General features: G+C 66.4%; 18 protein-coding genes. 11 read left to right on the plus strand and 7 right to left on the minus strand.

Annotated features, from left to right (window positions below):
• Positions 1 to 2: 2 nt before the first annotated feature.
• Positions 3 to 923 (minus strand): DMT family transporter, encoded by a 921-nt coding sequence (locus QPK31_RS24205; RefSeq protein ID WP_290425452.1) that lies wholly within the window; start codon positions 921 to 923, stop codon positions 3 to 5.
• Positions 924 to 1,254: 331 nt separating this feature from the next.
• On the opposite strand from QPK31_RS24205, the gene QPK31_RS24210 reads away from it, so the two are divergent.
• The 11 genes from QPK31_RS24210 (at position 1,255) to QPK31_RS24260 (ending at position 12,843) form a co-directional block, all read left to right on the plus strand.
• Positions 1,255 to 2,058 (plus strand): DUF2182 domain-containing protein, encoded by an 804-nt coding sequence (locus QPK31_RS24210; RefSeq protein WP_290425453.1) that lies wholly within the window; start codon positions 1,255 to 1,257, stop codon positions 2,056 to 2,058.
• A 90-nt stretch (positions 2,059 to 2,148) separates the two neighbouring features.
• Positions 2,149 to 2,874, plus strand: coding sequence for a YebC/PmpR family DNA-binding transcriptional regulator (locus tag QPK31_RS24215; RefSeq protein ID WP_290425454.1), 726 nt, complete (start codon positions 2,149 to 2,151; stop codon positions 2,872 to 2,874).
• A 40-nt stretch (positions 2,875 to 2,914) separates the two neighbouring features.
• On the plus strand, positions 2,915 to 4,180 hold the full coding sequence (purD, locus tag QPK31_RS24220; RefSeq protein ID WP_290425455.1) for a phosphoribosylamine--glycine ligase: 1,266 nt from the start codon (positions 2,915 to 2,917) through the stop codon (positions 4,178 to 4,180).
• Positions 4,181 to 4,511: 331 nt separating this feature from the next.
• The gene (gene hemF, locus QPK31_RS24225; RefSeq protein ID WP_290425456.1) at positions 4,512 to 5,423 is read left to right on the plus strand and encodes an oxygen-dependent coproporphyrinogen oxidase; all 912 of its coding nucleotides are present in this window, start codon (positions 4,512 to 4,514) and stop codon (positions 5,421 to 5,423) included.
• Complete coding sequence (locus QPK31_RS24230; protein ID WP_290425457.1) at positions 5,420 to 6,091, plus strand: nicotinate-nucleotide adenylyltransferase; 672 nt, start codon at positions 5,420 to 5,422, stop codon at positions 6,089 to 6,091. The genes hemF and QPK31_RS24230 overlap by 4 nt, the downstream gene beginning before the upstream one ends.
• The gene (rsfS, locus tag QPK31_RS24235) at positions 6,091 to 6,780 is read left to right on the plus strand and encodes a ribosome silencing factor (RefSeq protein WP_290425458.1); all 690 of its coding nucleotides are present in this window, start codon (positions 6,091 to 6,093) and stop codon (positions 6,778 to 6,780) included. The genes QPK31_RS24230 and rsfS overlap by 1 nt, the downstream gene beginning before the upstream one ends.
• A 6-nt stretch (positions 6,781 to 6,786) precedes the next feature.
• Positions 6,787 to 7,257, plus strand: a complete 471-nt coding sequence (gene rlmH / locus QPK31_RS24240; RefSeq protein ID WP_229437182.1) for a 23S rRNA (pseudouridine(1915)-N(3))-methyltransferase RlmH — start codon at positions 6,787 to 6,789, stop codon at positions 7,255 to 7,257.
• Positions 7,258 to 7,267: 10 nt separating this feature from the next.
• On the plus strand, positions 7,268 to 7,885 hold the full coding sequence (locus tag QPK31_RS24245; RefSeq protein ID WP_290425459.1) for a nucleoside triphosphate pyrophosphatase: 618 nt from the start codon (positions 7,268 to 7,270) through the stop codon (positions 7,883 to 7,885).
• A gap of 252 nt (positions 7,886 to 8,137) precedes the next feature.
• The gene (gene rng, locus QPK31_RS24250) at positions 8,138 to 9,601 is read left to right on the plus strand and encodes a ribonuclease G (RefSeq protein WP_290425460.1); all 1,464 of its coding nucleotides are present in this window, start codon (positions 8,138 to 8,140) and stop codon (positions 9,599 to 9,601) included.
• Positions 9,602 to 9,603: 2 nt separating this feature from the next.
• Complete coding sequence (locus QPK31_RS24255) at positions 9,604 to 10,218, plus strand: N-methyl-D-aspartate receptor NMDAR2C subunit (RefSeq protein WP_290425461.1); 615 nt, start codon at positions 9,604 to 9,606, stop codon at positions 10,216 to 10,218.
• Positions 10,219 to 10,428: 210 nt separating this feature from the next.
• On the plus strand, positions 10,429 to 12,843 hold the full coding sequence (locus tag QPK31_RS24260) for a catalase (RefSeq protein ID WP_290425462.1): 2,415 nt from the start codon (positions 10,429 to 10,431) through the stop codon (positions 12,841 to 12,843).
• Positions 12,844 to 12,888: 45 nt separating this feature from the next.
• On the opposite strand, the gene QPK31_RS24265 is transcribed toward QPK31_RS24260, so the two are convergent.
• The 6 genes from QPK31_RS24265 to QPK31_RS24290 form a co-directional block, all read right to left on the minus strand.
• Complete coding sequence (locus tag QPK31_RS24265; protein ID WP_290425463.1) at positions 12,889 to 13,554, minus strand: energy-coupling factor ABC transporter ATP-binding protein; 666 nt, start codon at positions 13,552 to 13,554, stop codon at positions 12,889 to 12,891.
• Positions 13,551 to 14,258, minus strand: a complete 708-nt coding sequence (locus QPK31_RS24270) for an ABC transporter permease (protein WP_290425464.1) — start codon at positions 14,256 to 14,258, stop codon at positions 13,551 to 13,553. Before QPK31_RS24270 ends, QPK31_RS24265 begins: the two co-directional genes overlap by 4 nt.
• A 10-nt stretch (positions 14,259 to 14,268) precedes the next feature.
• Positions 14,269 to 15,135 carry a formate dehydrogenase accessory sulfurtransferase FdhD gene (locus QPK31_RS24275; protein ID WP_290425465.1) on the minus strand — a complete coding sequence of 289 codons (867 nt, stop codon included), beginning with the start codon at positions 15,133 to 15,135 and terminating at the stop codon, positions 14,269 to 14,271.
• Positions 15,132 to 17,933: a formate dehydrogenase subunit alpha gene (fdhF, locus tag QPK31_RS24280; protein ID WP_290425466.1), complete on the minus strand. Its 2,802-nt coding sequence runs from the start codon at positions 17,931 to 17,933 to the stop codon at positions 15,132 to 15,134. Before fdhF ends, QPK31_RS24275 begins: the two co-directional genes overlap by 4 nt.
• Positions 17,930 to 19,633: an NAD(P)H-dependent oxidoreductase subunit E gene (locus tag QPK31_RS24285; protein WP_290425467.1), complete on the minus strand. Its 1,704-nt coding sequence runs from the start codon at positions 19,631 to 19,633 to the stop codon at positions 17,930 to 17,932. The genes fdhF and QPK31_RS24285 overlap by 4 nt, the downstream gene beginning before the upstream one ends.
• Before the next feature lie 120 nt (positions 19,634 to 19,753).
• Entirely contained in the window at positions 19,754 to 19,990 is a 237-nt protein-coding gene (locus QPK31_RS24290; RefSeq protein WP_290425468.1) for a hypothetical protein, read from the minus strand.
• Positions 19,991 to 20,098: the final 108 nt, after the last annotated feature.

Below are 20,098 nucleotides of genomic sequence, written 5' to 3' on the forward strand. Positions count from 1 at the left end.
TTCTATTTTTTCAGGGACAACATGTAGATGCCTGCCAGGACCAGGCCGGTTCCGGCCAGCTGCACCGCCGTGACCGGCTCTCCCAGCAGCAAGGCGCCGAGGAAGAGCGTCGATACCGGACCGATCATGCCGGCCTGCGAGGCGGTGGCCGCGCCGATGCGCCCCACCGCGATCATCGTCATGAACACCGGGAAGATAGTACAGAAAACCCCGTTCACGAGCGAGAGTCCATACACCTGCAGCGGCTGCACCAGCAGCGACGCCGGACGCAGCAGGAAGAACTGCGCGATGCCGGCCACGCTGGACACGCACATCGCGTAGGCCACCAGGCGCAGCGAGCCGACCCGCTTCACCATTTCGCCGGAACCGAGCAGGTAGATGGCATAGCTGATGGCCGAGGCCAGCACGAACAGCGAACCGATCACCGTGCTGCCCGCGCCGCCGGCCAGGTCGTGCACGAACACCAGCACGATGCCGCAATAGGACAGGCCGAGCGCCGCCCACTCCACGGCCGTGATGCGGCGCTTGAGGAAGATGGCGGTGATCGCCAGCACGAAGGTCGGCGTCAGGAAGAGAATCAGGCGCTCGAGCCCGACCGAAATGTATTGCAGCCCGAGAAAATCGAGGTAGCTCGACAGGTAGTAACCGATCAGCCCCAGCCCGACGATGCGCCAGCGGTCAGCCGAACTCAGCGGCGCCTGGGTGCGCATCTTCCAGATTGCCACGCCAGCGAACACCGGAAGCGAGAACAGCATTCTGAAGGCGATCAATGTCACTGCATCGATGTGGTAGCGATACAGCAGTTTGGCGACCACGGCTTTCGTGGAGAACAGGACAGCGCCGGCAATGGCGATGGCAAGGCCGCCGACGAAGGTAGCACGTGGTATGGAAACGGCAGATGTGCCTGGCGCGGACTGGGTCATCCGTCGATTGTACGGCCAAGCACAAAATCGAGCTCGGCAGAAGCCCGGAACGCAAGCCCATGCAGGGAGTCGAAGCTCCAAGTACTCAACCAGGAATAAATGTGAGTTTTGGCAAACAGAACCGGATGCGGTGCAAGGCGGCGAGTGCGCCGCAGTGCGAGCACTGCAAGTACGAGCCAACGCAGCAATGCGCCGGTTATGGCAGCCAAAAACACATTTATTCATGGGCGAGTACGCAAATTCACCATTCATGAGGAGCGACAATGCCGAACTCGAGCATAACCATGCGGCGGCCGCGCGGCCGTCCGAACCGGGCCACGGGAGCATACAGATGACCGCCCTTGTCCGCGTCGATACCCAGCCGGGACGCGAGCGTCCGCTTGTCATTGCCTGGCTGTCGGGTATCGTGGCCCTGTGCTGGGCCTGCCTGGTATTCCAGGCGCTGCACCTCTCGTCCGCCGAACCGGCCAGCCTGGCGCACACGAGCCGGCCCTTGAGCACGCCGCCCTACCGCGCCTACGAGCTGGTGCTGGTGCTGGCGATGTGGGGCGCGATGCTGTCGGCTATGGTGCTGCCGGCCGCCACGCCGGCGATCCTGCTGTTTGCCCGCATCAACCGGCTGGCGCAGTCGGTACGCCACCCGAACCTGGCGACCCTGCTGTTCGTGGCCGGCTACCTGGCGGTCTGGAGCGGCTTCGGCGCCCTGGCCACCCTGGCCCAGTGGGCGCTGCACGACGGCGGCGCCCTCGATACCGGCATGGCCGTGATCAACCCCAGCGCCTGCGGCCTGATCCTGGTGGCGGCCGGGCTCTACCAGTGGACGCCGGCCAAGCACGCCTGCCTGCAGGTCTGCCGTAATCCGCTCGGGTTCGTGCTCACCGGCTGGCGCTCGGGCCTGCTGGGCGCCCTGCGCATGGGCCTCGGCCATGGACTCTACTGTTGCGGCTCGTGCTGGCTGCTGATGCTGCTGCTGTTCGCGGCCGGCGTCACCAACTTCGCCGCCCTGCTCGGCCTGGCCGGATTGCTGCTGGCCGGATTGCTGCTGGCCGAGAAGCTGTTGCCGGGCGGGACGGTGGTGGCCTGCGTCGGCGGCCTGGGGCTCGTTGCGTGGGGCACACTATTGTTGTTTCCATAACAGCGGGAGGCGTCTTCAGCGGCAGTGCCCATGTTAAAATGTCGGCCACTCTTGCATACCGTCTAAGAATTTCTAAGGTAAGGAACCGACATGGCTGGACACAGCAAATGGGCCAACATCAAGCATAAGAAAGCCGCCACCGACGCCAAGCGCGGCAAGATCTGGACCCGACTGATCAAGGAAATCACGGTCGCCGCACGCATGGGCGGCGGCGACCTCGACGCCAACCCGCGCCTGCGCCTGGCGGTCGACAAGGCAGCCGACGCCAATATGCCGAAGGACAACGTCACGCGCGCGATCCAGCGCGGCTCGGGCAGCCTGGAAGGCGTGGACTACGAAGAGATCCGCTACGAAGGCTACGGCATCGGCGGCGCGGCGATCATCGTCGACTGCATGACCGACAACCGCGTGCGGACCGTGGCCGAAGTGCGTCATGCCTTCAGCAAGTTCGGCGGCAACATGGGCACCGAGGGTTCGGTGGCCTTCATGTTCAAGCACACCGGCCAGTTCCTGTTCGCGCCGGGCGTCGAAGAAGACAAGCTGATGGAAGCGGCGCTGGAAGCCGGCGCCGACGACGTGGTGCAGGACGAGGAAGGCGGCTTCGAAGTGCTGTGCGACCCGTTCGCTTTCTCGGCCGTGAAGACGGCGCTGGAAGCGGCCGGTTTCAAGGCCGAAGTGGCGGAAGTCATCATGAAGCCGGCCACCGAAACCGTGTTCACCGGCGAAGACGCCATCAAGATGCAGAAGCTGCTGGACGCGCTGGAAAACCTGGACGACGTCCAGGAAATCTACACCAACGCCGTGATTGAAGAATAAGCGGAACAGTAACCCCGAAGAACAAGCGCGAAAGCCACGTATGAAAATCCTGGTGGTCGGCTCTGGTGGCCGTGAACATGCCCTGGCCTGGAAACTGGCCCAATCCGAACGCGTCCAGGTGGTCTATGTGGCGCCGGGCAACGGCGGCACCGCGCTCGACTCGCGCCTGGTGAACGTCGACATCACCGACCCGGCCGCGCTGGCCGATTTCGTGGTGGCCGAGCACGTCGGGCTGACCCTGGTCGGCCCGGAAGCGCCGCTGGCGGCCGGCATCGTGAACCTGTTCCGCTCGCGCGGCCTGAAGATCTTCGGCCCCACGCGCGAAGCGGCGCAGCTGGAAAGCTCGAAGGATTTCGCCAAGGCCTTCATGCAGCGCCACGGCATTCCGACGGCGAAGTACCAGAGTTTTTCCGACGCCACCGAAGCCCACGCCTACGTCGATGCGAACGGCGCGCCGATTGTCATCAAGGCCGACGGCCTGGCTGCCGGCAAGGGCGTGGTCGTGGCCATGACGCTGGAAGAAGCGCATGCGGCGGTCGACCACATGTTGTCGGATAACGCCTTTGGCGACGCCGGCGCCCGCATCGTGATCGAGGAATTCCTGGCCGGCGAGGAAGCCAGCTTCATCGTCATGTGCGACGGCAAGAACGTGCTGCCGATGGCCACCTCGCAAGACCACAAGCGCCTGAAGGATGCGGACCAGGGCCCGAACACCGGGGGCATGGGCGCCTACTCCCCTGCCCCTATCGTGACCCCGGCGATGCACGCGCGCGTGATGCGCGAGATCATCAACCCGACCATCCAGGGCATGGCCAAGGACGGCATCCAGTTCACCGGCTTCCTGTACGCCGGCCTGATGATCGACGCCGAGGGCAACCCGCGTACGCTGGAATTCAATTGCCGCATGGGCGACCCGGAAACCCAGCCGATCATGGCGCGCCTGAAAAGCGATTACGTGAGCGTGCTGGAACACGCCTGCAACGGCACCCTCGATGCGGTGGACCTGGAATGGGACCGCCGCACCGCCGTAGGCGTGGTGATGGCAGCAAGCGGTTACCCGGACAGCCCGCGCAAGGGCGATGTCATCGAAGGGATTCCGGCGGAGACGGCGGAGTGCATGACCTTCCATGCCGGCACCCAGATCGTGGATGGCAAGCTGCAGTCGAATGGCGGGCGCGTGCTGTGCGTGGTGGGCCTGGGCGACAGCGTCAAGATGGCGCAGAAGCAGGCGTATGAAGGCGTGGAGAAGATTCGCTTCGATGGGGCGCAGTTCCGGCGCGATATCGGGTGGCGTGGGGTGAAGTGATTTCGTAATCGGGCGAGTTCGGAAGCCGGCGGGCGAATCATCGCCGCAGCAGGCCACCGGACACGCACGTAACCGCGTGGGCACGGAGTGCCCACCGTACGGGATAGGCCGCAGGCCGGTTTCGTAGGGTGGGTACTTGTACCCACCGGCTCTCATTACGTTTCGTAGGGTGGACACCTGTGTCCACGCTGTCTCACCATCTGCATACCACCAAGATTCGTAGGGTGGGTACTCGTACCCACCACCTGCCCCGCACCCGCCCGCGCAATTTCAATGCACACATTCCGCACAGTGTACAATCGCCACCTATTTCGTTGCGCATCCTGATCCCATGTCCACCCCATCCCCTTCCGCCATCAAAGCCTGGTTGCTCGACCTGCAATCGCGCATCGTCGCAGGCCTGGAAGACGTGGACGGCAAGCCTTTCTTGACGGACAGCTGGGAACGCCCCGAAGGTGGCGGCGGCATCTCGCGCCTGATCGAAGAAGGCAATGTGCTGGAACGTGGCGGCGTGAACTTTTCGCACGTGATGGGCAGCAACCTGCCGCCATCGGCCGCCGCCGCGCGTCCGGAACTGGCGGGCCGCGCCTGGGAAGCGATGGGCGTGTCGCTGGTGCTGCACCCGCGTAACCCCTACGCGCCAACCGTCCACATGAACGTGCGCTTCTTCGAGGCCACGGCCGAAGGACAGGAACCGGTCTGGTGGTTCGGCGGCGGCATGGACCTGACGCCCTACTACGGCAACCTCGACGACGCGCGCCATTTCCACCAGGTTTGCCACGACGCATTGGCGCCCTACGGCGAAGACCTGCATCCGCGCTTCAAGAAATGGTGCGACGAGTATTTCTACATCAAGCACCGCAAGGAAGCGCGTGGCGTCGGCGGCATCTTTTTTGATGACTTCAACGAGCTGCCTTTCGACGAGGCCTTTGCCATGGTGCGGAAGGTGGGCGACGGTTTCCTCGACGCCTACCTGCCCATCCTGAAAGCGCGCAAGGACACGCCTTACGGCGAACGCGAGCGCGACTTCCAGGCTTACCGCCGCGGCCGCTATGTCGAGTTCAACCTGGTGTGGGACCGCGGCACCCACTTCGGCCTGCAATCGGGCGGCCGCACCGAGGCGATCCTGATGTCGCTGCCGCCGATCGTCACATGGCGCTACGACTGGCATCCGGAAGACGGCAGCCCTGAAGCGGCGCTGTACACCGACTTCCTGCCGCACCGGGACTGGCTGGCTTCGTGATTCCCTGCGTCGCCCTGCTGGGGGGCAGTTTCGATCCCGTGCACCACGGCCACGTCGCGCTGGCGCGGCTGTTCGTCGAACTCCTGCACCCGAGCGAACTGCGCGTGCTGCCGGCCCGTCCCTGGCAAAAGGCTGCGCTGCAGGCCAGCGACGACGACCGCATCGCGATGCTGGAACTGGCGTTTCGCGACGCCGGCTTGCCGGCAACGATAGACCGCCGCGAAATCGACCGCGGCACCCCGACCTACACCGTCGAGACCCTGCGCGGCCTGCGTGCCGAGCTGGGCGACGACGTGTCCATCGTCTTCCTGATGGGCGCCGACCAGTTGCTCAAGCTCGATAGCTGGCGCGACTGGCGCGAACTGTTTGACCTCGCCAACATCGGCGTGGCTGCCCGGCCGGGCTACAGGCTGGAGCATGACGCGTTGCCGCCAATGGTGGCCGAGGAAATGGCGCGGCGCCTGGCGCCGCCCGACACAGTGCGCACCACGCCCGCCGGGCTGGTGTGCATGGCGCATAGCCTGGCCGTGGATATTTCCGCGACTCGAGTGCGCGCACTACTGCGGCAAGAGGAACCGGCGGGGGGCGCTCCGCAAGCAGCACCAGCCTCGCTCCTCGCGCGGGTAGTGCTAGACTACATTCAACAACATAATTTATACAAAAGCTAATGGATATCAAAAAACTGCAAACCCTCGTCGTTGACGCCCTCGAAGACGTCAAGGGCCAGGACATCATGTTGTTCGACACGACCGGGCTGACCAGCCTGTTCGACCGCATCGCCGTCGTCTCGGGCACCTCGAACCGCCAGACCAAGGCGCTGGCCGCCTCGGTGCGCGACAAGGTCAAGGGCGCCGGCGGCGACGTCGTCGGCATGGAAGGCGAAGACACCGGCGAATGGGTGCTGGTCGACCTGGGCGACATGATCGTCCACATCATGCAGCCGGCCATCCGCCAGTACTACCGCCTGGAAGAAATCTGGGGCGAGAAGCCGGTCAAGCTGGGCGCCGCCAAGCGCAAGTCGACGCCGGAAGCAGCCGAGGCCGACGCGCCGAAGGTCAAGTCGAAGCACCTGGCCGCAAACCAGGCCCAGCCGGAAGCGAAACCGGTCCGCGAACGCAAGACCGCCGCGACCAAGACCGCCGCAACCAAGACCGCTGCGGTCAAGGCGCCGGCCAAGAAGCCAGCTGCCAAGGCCGTCGGCAAGACCGTGAAGGTCGCGCCGCCGAAGTCGGAAGTCGCCGCAGTGAAAGCACTGAAGGCCCTGCCGCCGAAGCGTACCGTCAAGGCCGCCGCACCGCTCGACGCCGAGCCGGTGAAGAAGGTCATCAAGCGCGTCGTCAAGAAAGCTGCCGAGTAAGCTTCGATGCAACTGATCATTGCCGCGGTCGGCCATAAAATGCCGGCCTGGATCGAAACCGGCTTTGGGGAATACACGAAGCGCATGCCGCCCGAGCTGCGCATCGTGCTCAAGGAAATCAAGCCGGTCGAGCGTTCCGGCAGCAAGACGGCGGCCACCGCGATGGCGCTCGAACGCGAGCGTATCGAAGCGGTGCTGCCGAAAGGCGTGCGCATCATTGCCCTCGACGAACGGGGCAAGGATCTGACAAGTGTTGGGCTCTCCCAACAATTGTTGAACTGGCAGCAGGACGGGCGCGACACCGCCTTCCTGATCGGCGGCGCTGACGGGCTCGACCCCGAGCTGAAGGCACGCGCCGAGGGCATGATCCGCATTTCCAGCATGACCCTGCCCCACGGCGTGGTGCGCGTGATGCTGGCGGAACAGCTGTATCGCGCCTGGTCGATTACCCAGAACCACCCGTATCACCGCGTTTGATTCCCTCCCCATGAAAGCGCACAACAAGAAAATCTACCTCGCGTCGAAAAGCCCGCGCCGGCGCGAACTGCTGCGCCAGGTCGGCATCGACTTCGATTTGCTGAGCCTGCGCAGCGACCCGGCGCGCGGCATCGACGTGCCCGAGGATGTGTTCGACGGCGAACCGGCGCATGACTACGTGGTGCGCGTGGCGCTGGAAAAAGGCGCGTTTGCCTGGAAGGTGCTGCAACAGCGCCGCCAGCCGCTGCGTCCGGTGCTCACCGCCGACACGACCGTCACCATCGACGACGCCATCCTCGGCAAGCCGGCCGACCTGGCCGAAGCGAAGGACATGCTGGGCCGGCTATCGGGACGCACGCACCAGGTGCTGACCACCGTGGCGGTGCATTACACCGACATGGCCGAGCACGTGACCCAGGTGTCGAACGTGCGCTTCGCGAAACTGACGGCGCAGCAGATCGCGGCCTACTGCGCCACCACCGAGCCCTACGACAAGGCGGGCGCCTACGGCATCCAGGGACTGGCGGCGCTGTTCATCGAGCATATCGAGGGCAGCCATTCGGGGATCATGGGCTTGCCGATCTTCGAGACGGCGGTCTTGCTGCGCAAGGCGGGATTCCAGGTTTGAAGTAGGGTGGACGGGTTTCCCGTCCACGCGTTCAACCTGCCACCATTCATTCGCGATGTCATCGCCATTGGCATTGGCGAGCTCGTCGTGCGGCGTGTCGAAACCGATACCAATCGACGCGTGGACGACAGAGCCGCCTTTCGTGGCCCGGTCCACCCTACGCGCCTGCAATATCCCCGCATCGACCCGCCACGCTCGCGCACCCCAGCGTGTATCATGACACTCTGAACAATATCCTCACGCGTAGCGCTCATGAACGAAGACATCCTCATCAATATCACCCCGCAGGAAACGCGCGTGGCGCTGGTCCTGCAGGGCGCGGTGCAGGAGTTGCACATCGAGCGTACGCTGACGCGCGGCCTGGCCGGCAACGTGTATTCGGGCAAGGTCGTGCGCGTGCTGCCGGGCATGCAGTCCGCCTTTATCGACATCGGCCTGGAACGCGCCGCCTTCCTGCACGTGGCCGATATCTGGGAAGCCCGCCCCCACGATAATTCCAATGTCCCGCCCACGCCCATCGAGAAGCTGCTTTACGATGGCCAGGTGCTGACCGTGCAGGTGATCAAGGACCCGATCGGCACCAAGGGCGCACGTCTCTCCACGCAAATCTCGATCGCCGGCCGCATGCTGGTCTATCTGCCGCAAGACAAGCACATCGGCATCTCGCAAAAGATCGAAAAGGAATCCGACCGCGAACTGCTGCGCACGCGCATGGCGGGCCTGCTGCCGGCGGAAGAAAAAGGCGGCTATATCGTCCGCACCCAGGCCGAGGAAGCGTCGGATGCCGACCTCTCGGCCGACATCGACTACCTGCGCAAGACCTGGGCCGCGATCCAGAACGGCGCCCGCACCCGCCCCGCCACCAGCCTGCTGTACCAGGATTTGAACTTGGCCCAGCGCGTGCTGCGCGACTTCGTGCACGACGAGACGGCCACCATCCAGGTCGACTCGCGCGAGAATTACCTGATGCTGGTCGAGTTCGCCAAGATCTATACCCCGAGCGTGCTGGCGCGCCTGCAGCACTATACCGGCGAGCGTCCGCTGTTCGACCTCTACGGCGTGGAAGAGGAAATCCTGCGCGCCCTGGGCCGCCGCGTCGACCTGAAATCCGGCGGCTACCTGATCGTCGACCAGACCGAGGCGATGACCACCATCGACGTGAATACCGGCGGTTTCGTCGGCGGGCGCAATTTTGCGGACACGATCTTCAAGACCAACCTGGAAGCCGCGCACGCGATTGCGCGCCAGCTGCGCCTGCGCAACCTGGGCGGCATCATCATCCTCGACTTCATCGACATGGAGAACAACGAGCACCGCAACGCCGTGCTCGCCGAGCTGAAAAAGACGCTCGCACGCGACCGCACCAAGGTATCGGTGAGCGGCTTCTCGGCGCTCGGCCTCGTCGAGATGACGAGGAAGCGCACGCGCGAATCGCTGGCCCACATCCTGTGCGAACCCTGCCCGGCCTGCTCGGGCAAGGGGCAAGTCAAGACCTCGCGCACCATCTGCTACGAGATCCTGCGCGAACTGCTGCGCGAAGCGAAGCAGTTCAACCCGCGCGAATTCCGTATTTTGGCCTCGCAGGAAGTGGTCGATCTGTTCCTGGAAGAAGAGTCGCAGCACCTGGCCATGCTGGGCGACTTCATCGGCAAGAAGATTTCGCTGCAGGTGGAAAAGGGTTACCACCAGGAGCAGTACGACGTGATCCTGATGTGAGCATGACGGCGACGCTCGCGGCACGCTGGCAAGGCCTGTGGACCGGGCTGGGCCTGCCCTCGCCGGCCGGCCTGCTGCAGGCCCTGCTCGATGCCTACGGCGAGCCGCAGCGCCACTATCACACCCTGCAGCACCTGGGCGAATGCTTCGCCCTGTTCGACACGGTCAGGCAACTGGCCGATCATCCGCTCGAAGTCGAACTGGCACTCTGGTTCCACGACAGCGTCTACGACGTGCACGCGCACGACAACGAGGCGCGTTCAAGCGACTGGGCCGACCGCGCGCTGCGCGCCGCCGGCCTGCCGACCGACGCCTGCGCCCGCATCCACGCCCTGATCATGGCCACCTGCCACGATGCCCTGCCCGCCTCGAACGATGCACGCCTGCTGACCGACATCGACCTTGCCATCCTGGGCGCCGCGCAGGAACGCTTCGACGAGTACGAGCGCCAGATCCGCCTCGAATACGGCCACGTACCGCAGGACGTGTTCGAGCGCGAGCGCGCGAAGATCCTGCGGCGCTTCCTCGATCGCCCGCAGCTGTACGCCACGGCGCCGCTCCACCTTCTGCTGGAAAGCCGGGCACGCAGCAACCTGTCACGGGCCACGCGCTCCTAGGCCGTTGTCCCGCCTGGCGGCAGGCACAAGAAGCATGCGCCATTTGCAGTAATCGGAACGTAGCAGCTCTTAGTCAAAAACTATTGCCGCCATAAATATCTATTTGCCTCCTATATCGCGCATCTGTTAGTTACTTCACATTTCCCCCACCTAAGCTGGGCTATGTTGTTAATCATTTATTCAACACGTAGGCAAACCAGTGAGGTTAGGATGACTGCACCCAAGAACACCCCTTCGAACGTCGCCGGCGCCGGCTCGGTCCTGAGCACGGTCGCAGGTCCGTCGACGAACACGCCGCCATCGAGCCTGGGCGCACCGAACCCGGTGGGCGACCGCCTGCTCGAGAAGGTCAGCGCCGAAAAGGCCTTGTCCGCCGACATGCCGTTCAATCCGACCAAGCCGAACGAGTACGGCGAGGCCGCGCGCACGCCGACCGAGGGCGATACCCACAAGCCGTCCACCCACGCCGCCACCGGCAGCACCAGCAGCGAGATCATCGCCTCCGACAAGGTCGGCAGCGGCACGCCGCCGCAGGGCGAGAACCCGACCGTGGCCCCGCTCGACCGCGTGCGCGTCGATCCGGCCGACCGCCACCTGACTACCAACCAGGGCGTGCCGGTGGCCGACAACCAGCATTCGCTGAAGATCGGCCTGCGCGGCCCGACCGCGATGGAAGATTTCATCCTGCGCGAGAAGCTGACCCACTTCGACCACGAGCGCATTCCCGAGCGCGTGGTGCATGCGCGCGGCTCGGCGGCGCACGGCTACTTCGAGGCCTACGACGACTTCAGCCAACTGACCCGCGCCGTGCCCTTCGCCGCCAAGGGCAAGCGCACCCCGGTGTTCGTGCGCTTCTCGACCGTGGCCGGCGAACGCGGCTCGACCGACACCGCGCGCGACGTGCGCGGCTTCGCCGTCAAGTTCTATACCGAGCAAGGCAACTGGGACCTGGTGGGCAACAACATCCCGGTCTTCTTCATCCAGGACGCCATGAAATTCCCCGACCTGGTGCACGCCGCCAAGCCGGAACCGCACCACGCCATGCCGCAGGCGGCCACCGCCCACGACACCTTCTGGGACTTTGCCTCGCTGTCGCCGGAAATCGCGCACATGCTGATGTGGGTGATGTCGGACCGCGCCATCCCGCGCAGCTACCGCACCATGCAGGGCTTCGGCGTGCACACCTTCCGCCTGGTGAACGCGCAAGGCGAGTCGCGCTTCGTGAAGTTCCACTGGACGCCGCTGCAGGGCACCCATTCGCTGGTGTGGGACGAAGCCGTGCGCATCTCCGGCGCCGATCCCGACTTCCACCGCCGCGACTTGTGGGAAGCCATCGAGTCCGGCAACTTCCCCGAGTGGGAACTCGGCCTGCAGATCTTCACCGAGGAACAGGCCAACGCATTCGCCTTCGACATCCTCGATCCGACCAAGATCGTGCCGGAAGAGCTGATCCCGGTGACCCCGGTCGGGCGCATGGTGCTGGACCGTAATCCGGACAACTTCTTCGCCGAGACCGAGCAGGTGGCCTTCTGCACCGCCCACATCGTGCCCGGCATCGACTTCACCAACGACCCGCTGCTGCAGGGCCGCATCCACTCCTACCTGGATACCCAGCTGACCCGCCTGGGCGGCCCCAACTTCCACGAAATCCCGATCAATGCGCCGATCGTGCAGATCCAGAACAACCAGCGCGACGGCATGCACCGCCAGGCCATCAACCGCGGCCGCGTCAACTACGAGCCGAATTCGCTGGGCGGCGGCTGCCCCTTCCAGTCGGGCCGCATGGGCTTCACCAGCTTCCCGGAACGCGTGAGCGAAGACAAGGTGCGCGGCAAGCCGGAACTGTTTGCCGACCACTACTCGCAGGCGCGCCTGTTCTACGCCAGCCAGAGCCCGGCCGAGCAGGCCCACATCGCCAACGCCTTCCGCTTCGAGCTGACCCGGGTGCAGACGCCGGCGATCCGGGAACGCATGCTGGCCCTGCTGGCGAACGTCGACGCCGGCCTGGTAGCGAAGGTGGCCGAGGGCCTGGGCATGGAGGTACCGGCGCCGCTGCCGCTGGCGACCGATGCGCCGATTCCCGAGTACGAGCCGTCGCCGGCGCTGTCGTTGCTGAGCCGTCCGGGCCAGACCGGCATCCGCACCAGGCGCGTGGCCATCCTGGCGGCTTCCGGCGTGGACGGCGCCCAGGCGCAGGCCCTATACGCCTCGCTGCTGGATGACGGCGCGGTGCCTCGCCTGGTCGGCAACATGCTGGGCAAGGCCAAGGCCGCCGACGGCGCCATGCTCGACATCGAGATCTCGCTGGAAGCCGGCCCCTCGGTGATGTACGACGCCGTGGTGGTGCCGGACGGCGCCGCCGCCGTGACCGCGCTGGCGCGCAATGCGCATGCGCTCGACTTCCTGCGCGAGCAGTACCGCCACTGCAAGCCGATCCTGCTGCTGGGCGCCGGCGCCGATTTGCTGGCCAAGGCCGGCATCGACGCCACGCTGCCGGATGGCTCGGCCGACCCGGCGCTGTTAGTGGCCGATGCCGCCAAGGCGGATAGCGCGCTGGCGGCCTTCAAGGAAGCCCTGGCCGGGCACCGCGCCTTCGTGCGCGAGACCGATCCGCCGGCGGTCTGACGCGCGCCGCCGGCCCGGACGGGGGCCGGCTGGCGGCCGATGCCGCTACCCGGCGGCTGGCCGGTATTCCAGCCGCCCGTCGCGCAGCTTCAGCCGCTGTACGCCCGGCAGCCCGATCAAATCGCGGTCGTGGCAAGCCATCACCACCGTGCTGCCCTGCTCCAGCAAGGTCGGGATCAGGGCGATCACGCCTTCGCGCGCGCTGCCGTCGAGGTTGGCGGTCGGCTCGTCCAGCAGCAGCAGGCGCGGTTGCAGCACGCGCGCGCGGGCCAGCGCCACGCGCTGCTTTTCGCCGCCGGACAGGCGCGCCGGCTCGGTATCGCGCAGGTAGGCGACGCCGGCCCAGCACATCGCTTCCTCCACCGTCTTCCTGACGACGGCTTTCGACTCCCCGCGCGCCAGCAAGCCATAGCCGATGTTGTGCGCGACGCTGGTCGAGAACATGATCGGATGCTGGTGCACGTAGACGATGGCTGCGCGCAGCGCCTTCGGATACGGTTGCAGGCGATAAGGCCGGCCGTCGAACGCCACGCTCTCCACCTGCGCCGCTTCCAGCCCGCCGAGGATGCGCAGCAGCGTGCTCTTGCCGACGCCGTTGGCGCCGGTCAGCACATAGGCGCTGGCCGCGTCGAGCGTGAGTTCGTCGATGTCGAACAGCAGCCGTTCGCCATGCCGCTTGCGCAGGCCGCGCACCGTCAGCAAGGCACTCATATCCTGCCCCCGGCCGTGTGCGCCTCGCCCTGCAGCAGCATCAGCGCGCCGTTCATCACCAGGGCCAGCGTCACCAGCACGATGCCGAGCGCAATCCCCTGCGCGAACTCGCCCTTGCTGGTTTCCAGCGCAATCGCGGTGGTGATGGTGCGCGTCTCGCCCTGGATATTCCCGCCCACCATCAGCGCGCAGCCGACTTCCGAGATCACGCGCCCGAAGCCGCTGATCACGGCCGCCATCACGCCGTAGCGCGCCTCGTGGAGCACGGTGGTCATGACCCGCCAGCGCGAGGCGCCCAGCGCCCGCGCCGTCTCCGCATAGCGCGGATCGAGCGCCTGCACCGCCGCCAGCGTAAAGGCCAGCAGCACCGGCAGCCCCACCACGAACTGGCCGGCGATGATGCCCGACTGCGAAAACAGCCATTCCAAAGGACCCAATGGCCCGCGCCGCGACAGCAGCAGGTAGAGCAGCAGGCCGATCAGCACGGTCGGCAGCGACAGCGCGCACTGCGCCAGCCACACCGCAATGCGCCGCCCCGGAAAGCGGTGCATGGCGATCGCATAGCCGAGCAGCACGGCGGGCGGCGTGGCCAGCAGCAGGCCGATGACGCTGGTCTTGATCGACACCCAGACGATATGCCAGAGCGCCGCGTCGCCGGAGAACAGCAAGGCGAATGCGTGCAGCGTGGCTTCCCACAGGGTCATGCCGAACCGCTCATGCGCGTACTGGCAAAGGCAAGTCGAGCAGCTCGGGCTGGAACACCAATCGCTCCTGCCCGGCCAGCAGCAGGAAATGGCGCCCGCTGCAGCGCGCCAGCAGCGACATGCCGACCTTCTCGGCCACCATGTGCCCCATCTGCGTGGTGCCCGAGCGCGACAGCAGGAAGGGAATGCCCATCTGCGCGCCCTTGATCACCATCTCCGAGGTCAGCCGGCCAGTCGTATAAAACACCTTGTCCGCGCCTTCCATCCCTTCCAGCCACATCAGGCCGGCGATGGCATCGACCGCATTGTGGCGGCCGACATCCTCGACGAAGTACAGCAGCTCGCCGCTGTTCGAAAACAGCGCGCAGCCGTGCACCGAGCCGGCCTGCTTGTAGATCGATTGCTGGGTGCGGATGGTTTCGACGATGCGGTAGACGACGGACTGCGCCAGCCGGGCATCGGCCGGCAGCACGATCTGGTCGACTTCGTCCATCAGCCCGCCGAACACCGAGCCCTGGCCGCAGCCGGTGGTGACCACCTTTTTCGCGGTGCGCTCTTCCACGCCCTGGATGCCGCTGCGCGTGACCACGGCCACCGCATCGACCGACCAGTCCACCTGCACCGACACCACCTCTTCGATGGAACGCACCAGGCGCTGGTTGCGCAGGTAGCCGAGCGTCAGCGCTTCGGGCGCGCCGCCGAGCGTCATCAGGGTGACCAGCTCGCGCTTGTCGACGTACACCGTGAGCGGACGCTCGGCCGGAATCGACAGCGTGGAGCGGCGCCCGCGCTCGTCCAGCGCCTCCACCTCGTGCGTGAGGCGGGCCTGGGCATCGGACAGGAGCGGACGGTAACGTGGCAAGTCGGGACAGTTCATATTGCCAATTGTGCCACGCCGGCGAGAATCTGGCCGCCACCGTAGCTGCCCTGGCGCGCCACCTCCCCGCCCGGCGCCACCTTCACCGCACAGTACTTGAATTCCGGGATCTTGCCGTAGGGGTCGAGCGCCGCATTCGTCAGGCGGTTGATCGCCGCTTCGTAGTAGCAGAACGGGACGAAGATCGCGCCCACCGGCGAGCTGTCGTCGGCGCGCGCGTACAAGGCCACTTCGCCGCGGCGCGACGCAATGGTGATCACGGCGCCCGGCTCCACGCCCAGCTTCTGCAAGTCGAGCGGATGCACCAGCGCCACCGGATCGGGTTCGATCGCATCGAGCACGCCGGCGCGGCGCGTCATGCTGCCGGTGTGCCAGTGCTCGAGCTGGCGGCCGGTGATCAGGACCATCGGGTAGTCGGCATCCGGCCGTTCGTCGGCAGGGATGATGTCGGCCGGGACGAAGCGCGCCTTGCCGTCCGCGCGCGGGAAGGACTCCGTGAACACCACCGGCTGGCCCGGCCCCTCTTCCAGCGGGCAGGGATACACGACGGCGCCTTCGCGCTCCAGCCGTTCCCAGGTGATCCCGCCGATGCTGTCCATGGTCTTGCGCATCTCGTCGAACACCTCGGATACGTGGCCGTAGTCCCAGTCCAATCCGAGCTGGCTTGCCATCTGTTGAATGATCCACAAATCCGGCCTGGCATCCCCTGGCGGGGCGATGGCCTGGCGGCCCAGCTGCACCAGGCGGTCGGTGTTGGTGAAGGTGCCGGTCTTTTCCGGGAAGGCGGAGGCAGGCAGGATCACGTCGGCGAGATAGGCCGTCTCGGTCAGGAAGATGTCCTGCACCACCAGGTGTTCGAGCGCGGCCAGCGCGGCGCGCGCGTGGTTGGCGTCCGGGTCGGACATCGCCGGGTTCTCGCCCATGATGTACATGCCGCGGATCTGCCCGGCGCAGATCGCGTCCATGATCTCGACCACGGTCAGGCCGGGTGTCGGGTCGAGGGTCGCGTTCCAGGCCGCTTCGAACTTCGCGCGTGCGGCCGGATTGTCGACGCGGCTGTAATCGGGCAGCATCATCGGGATCAGGCCGGCGTCCGAGGCGCCCTGCACGTTGTTCTGTCCGCGCAGCGGATGCAGGCCGGTGCCGGGGCGGCCGATCTGGCCCGTCATCAGACTCAGCGCGATCAGGCAGCGCGCATTGTCCGTGCCGTGGATGTGCTGGGAAATGCCCATGCCCCACAGGATCATCGAGCCTTTTGACGTGGCGTACAGGCGCGCGACGTAGCGGATGGTCTCGGCGTCGATGCCGCAGATCGGCGCCATCGCTTCCGGGCTGTAGCCGGCCACGTTCGCTTCGAGTTCGGCATAGCCGACGGTGCGCGCGGCGATAAAGGCCGGGTCGACCAGGCGTTCCTCGACGATGGTGTGCATCAGCGCGTTCAGCAGGGCGACGTCGGTGTCGGGCTTGAACTGCAGGTAGCGGTGGGCGTGGCGCGCCAGGTCGGAGCGGCGCGGGTCGAGCACGATCAATTTGGCGCCCGCCCTGGCCGCGTTCTTGATCCAGGTGGCGGCCACCGGGTGGTTCACGGTGGGGTTGGCGCCGATGACGACGATGACCTCGGCGCGCATCACGTCCATCACCGGGTTCGACACCGCACCCGAGCCGATCCCTTCCAGCAGGGCCGCTACCGAGGACGCGTGGCACAGGCGCGTGCAGTGGTCGACGTTGTTGGTCTTGAAGCCGGTGCGCACCAGCTTCTGGAACAGGTAAGCCTCTTCGTTGCTGCCCTTGGCCGAGCCGAAGCCGGCCAGGGCCGCGCCGCCGTGTGCGTCGCGTATGCGCGCCAGCTTGCCGCCGGCCAGCGCCAGCGCTTCTTCCCAGCTCGCTTCGCGGAACACGTCCAGCACGCGGGTCGGGTCCATGACAAAGTCGCCGGTCTTCGGCACGCCTTCGCGCCGGACCAGCGGTGTCGTCAGGCGGTGCGGATGGTGGGCATAGTCGAAACCGTAGCGCCCCTTCACGCACAGGCGGCCGTGGTTCGCCGGGCCGTCGCGCCCTTCCACGTACAGGATCGTGTTCTCCTTGACGTGGTAGGTGAGCTGACAGCCGACGCCGCAGTAGGGGCAGACCGAATCGACCTGCTTGTCGGGGATGTTCAGCGCCACGCCGCGCGCCGGCATCAGGGCGCCGGTCGGGCAGGCCTGCACGCATTCGCCGCAGGCCACGCAGGTGGAGTCGCCCAGCGGGTCGTCCTGGTCGAACACGATCTTCGCTTCCTGGCCGCGGAAGGCCAGGCCGATCACCTCGTTCACCTGCTCGTCGCGGCAGGCGCGCAGGCAGCGCGTGCACTGGATGCAGGCGTCGAGGTTCACCGTGATGGCGGCGTGGCTGGCGTCCACTTGCGGCTGCGTGCGCGTCGGTGCGAAGCGCGGCTTGCCGACGCCGAGACGGCCGGCCCATACGTCGACTTCGTTGTTGCGCGTGTACTGCGCTTCGGCCAGGTCCGACTGCAGCAATTCGATCACCATCTTCTGCGCGGCGACAGCGCGCGGGCTGTCGGTGGTCACGCGCATGCCGGCGCTCGGAAAGCGGCAGCAGGACGGCGCCAGCGTACGCTCGCCCGCGATCTCCACCATGCAGGAGCGGCAGTTGCCGACTGCCTCCATGCCGGGCTTGTAGCACAGGTGCGGCAAGTCGACGCCTTCGCGGCTGGCCACTTCGATCAGGGTTTCGCCGGGCAGCGCGTCGACCGTGCGGCCGTTCAACTCGAAGGCGATGGTCTGGATATGCGCGTTCATGACAGCCCCAGCTCTTGAGGAAAATACTTGATGACGCAATCGACCGGGTTCGGCGCCGCCTGGCCCAGGCCGCAGATCGAGGCGTCGCGCATCACCTGCGACAGCTCGCCCAGCAAGGGCACATCCCACTGGGGCGCCGCGATCAGCGCCAGCGCCTTGGCCGTGCCGGCGCGGCAGGGCGTGCACTGGCCGCAGGATTCGTCGGCAAAGAAGCGCATCGTGTTGCGGGCGGCGGCCACCGCGCTGTCCCGGTTCGAGAGCACCACCACCGCGGCCGAGCCGATGAAGCAGCCGTAGGGCTGCAGGGTATCGAAGTCGAGCGGGATGTCGCCCATCGATGCCGGCAGGATGCCGCCCGAGGCGCCGCCCGGCAGGTAGGCATAGAAATCGTGGCCGTCCGCCATGCCGCCGCAGTATTCGTCTATGAGTTCGCGCACCGTGATGCCGGCCGGCGCCAGCTTGACGCCGGGTTCACGCACCCGGCCCGAGACCGAGAACGAACGCAGGCCGCGCCGGCCGTTGCGCCCGAAACCGGCAAACCAGTCGCCGCCGCGCTCGAGGATCTCGCGCACCCAGTGCAGCGACTCGAAATTGTGTTCCAGCGTGGGCCGCCCGAACAGGCCGATCTGCGCCACATACGGCGGACGCAGGCGCGGCATGCCGCGCTTGCCCTCGATCGATTCGATCATGGCCGACTCTTCGCCGCAGATATAGGCGCCGGCGCCGCGCCGCAGGTGGATCGCGGGCATGCCCTGCACCGGCGGGTCGAGCCGCAGTGTGGCGAGTTCCGCTTCGAGCAGCGCGCGGCAGGCGTGGTATTCGTCGCGCAGGTAGAGGTAGATGGCCTCGATACCGACCGCCCAGGCCGCGATCAGCGCGCCCTCGATGAAGCGGTGCGGGTCGCGTTCCAGGTAGACGCGGTCCTTGAAGGTGCCGGGTTCGCCTTCGTCGATGTTCACCGCCATCAGGCGCGGGCCGGGTTCGCCACGCACGATGCGCCATTTGCGCCCGAGCGGAAAGCCGGCGCCGCCCAGGCCGCGCAGGCCCGACGCTTCCAGCGTGCCGATCACCGACTCGACCTCGTGCAGGCCGGCCACGCAATCGCGCAGCAGTTGGTAGCCGCCGGCCGCGCGGTAGGCGGCATAGTCGATGTGCCCATCGGCCGCCTCGACGGGCGCGCCTGCCGACACCCGCGCCAGCACGGTCTCGACGCTGGCCCGGGGCACGGCCTGCTGCCCCACCAATGCCGCCGGCGCCTGCTCGCAGCGGCCGATGCAGGGCGCCTCCAGCACCCGCACTTCCTGCCTGAGGATCGCGGGCAGGCGCGCCAGCAGGCTGGCGGCGCCCGCCATCTCGCAGGACAGGCCGGCGCAGACCCGTACCGTGAGCGCCGGCGGCGGCGCCTCGCCCTCGCGTACGACCTCGAAGTGGTGATAGAAGGTGGCGACCTCGAAGACCTCGGCCTGGGACAGGCGCATCTCCTGGGCCAGTGCAGCCAGGTGGGGGCTGGGGATGCAACCGAAGCGGTCCTGCAGCTTGTGCAGGTGCTCGATCAGCAGGTCGCGTGCGCGCGAGGCGTCGCCCAGCAGGGCCTGCACCTCGGCCAGCGCCTGCGGATCGACGCGGCGGCCTTTCGGCGCCTCGCGCTTGCGCTGGCGGCTGGCCCCCGCGACCGCGATCGGAATGACGGGATGGTTCATTGTTGTCTCCAGGACGGGCTTCGTTGTGCCGCTTTTTTGTTCAAGCATATGCCAGTTTCCTGGCCAACTCAATGCACAACGCGTGCAGGCGGCAGCGTCCCGGAGAAGGCCGTCGAAACGCTAGCGCCGCCGCTTCTTCCAGTCGTACTCCGGCCCGGTCACATCCACGCCCGGGTGACCGACGACATCCGGATGCTCGGAGCACATGGTCACGAAGCGCACGCCCTCTCCGGCACGCTGGCGCTTGCGCAGCGCTTCCATGAAACCCATCGCCTTCACCATCTCCTCGGTGCCGAAGGCCTGGGCATGCGGGGTCGTCTCGGTCTCCTCGACCATGGTCCAGTACACCATATACATCGGCAAAACTCCTCAAAAACCCTGCCGAACCGGCAAGGACGACACAATGCTGACTTCTTATAGATCAGAATATTGCACCAATTAGATGCAGATCAAGGGTATTTAACA

This window comes from Massilia sp. YIM B02769, from assembly GCF_030411995.1.
Lineage (GTDB): Bacteria > Pseudomonadota > Gammaproteobacteria > Burkholderiales > Burkholderiaceae_D > Telluria.

Coding starts and splice junctions, on each gene's coding strand:
- QPK31_RS24265 (WP_290425463.1), bottom strand. CDS start 13,554: ATGAGTGCCTTGCTGACGGTGCGCGGCCTGCGCAAGCGGCATGGCGAA.
- rsfS (WP_290425458.1), top strand. CDS start 6,091: ATGGATATCAAAAAACTGCAAACCCTCGTCGTTGACGCCCTCGAAGAC.
- purD (WP_290425455.1), top strand. CDS start 2,915: ATGAAAATCCTGGTGGTCGGCTCTGGTGGCCGTGAACATGCCCTGGCC.
- rng (WP_290425460.1), top strand. CDS start 8,138: ATGAACGAAGACATCCTCATCAATATCACCCCGCAGGAAACGCGCGTG.
- QPK31_RS24210 (WP_290425453.1), top strand. CDS start 1,255: ATGACCGCCCTTGTCCGCGTCGATACCCAGCCGGGACGCGAGCGTCCG.
- QPK31_RS24260 (WP_290425462.1), top strand. CDS start 10,429: ATGACTGCACCCAAGAACACCCCTTCGAACGTCGCCGGCGCCGGCTCG.
- rlmH (WP_229437182.1), top strand. CDS start 6,787: ATGCAACTGATCATTGCCGCGGTCGGCCATAAAATGCCGGCCTGGATC.
- QPK31_RS24290 (WP_290425468.1), bottom strand. CDS start 19,990: ATGTATATGGTGTACTGGACCATGGTCGAGGAGACCGAGACGACCCCG.
- hemF (WP_290425456.1), top strand. CDS start 4,512: ATGTCCACCCCATCCCCTTCCGCCATCAAAGCCTGGTTGCTCGACCTG.
- QPK31_RS24215 (WP_290425454.1), top strand. CDS start 2,149: ATGGCTGGACACAGCAAATGGGCCAACATCAAGCATAAGAAAGCCGCC.
- QPK31_RS24270 (WP_290425464.1), bottom strand. CDS start 14,258: ATGACCCTGTGGGAAGCCACGCTGCACGCATTCGCCTTGCTGTTCTCC.
- QPK31_RS24285 (WP_290425467.1), bottom strand. CDS start 19,633: ATGAACCATCCCGTCATTCCGATCGCGGTCGCGGGGGCCAGCCGCCAG.
- QPK31_RS24205 (WP_290425452.1), bottom strand. CDS start 923: ATGACCCAGTCCGCGCCAGGCACATCTGCCGTTTCCATACCACGTGCT.
- QPK31_RS24255 (WP_290425461.1), top strand. CDS start 9,604: ATGACGGCGACGCTCGCGGCACGCTGGCAAGGCCTGTGGACCGGGCTG.
- fdhF (WP_290425466.1), bottom strand. CDS start 17,933: ATGAACGCGCATATCCAGACCATCGCCTTCGAGTTGAACGGCCGCACG.
- QPK31_RS24275 (WP_290425465.1), bottom strand. CDS start 15,135: ATGAACTGTCCCGACTTGCCACGTTACCGTCCGCTCCTGTCCGATGCC.
- QPK31_RS24245 (WP_290425459.1), top strand. CDS start 7,268: ATGAAAGCGCACAACAAGAAAATCTACCTCGCGTCGAAAAGCCCGCGC.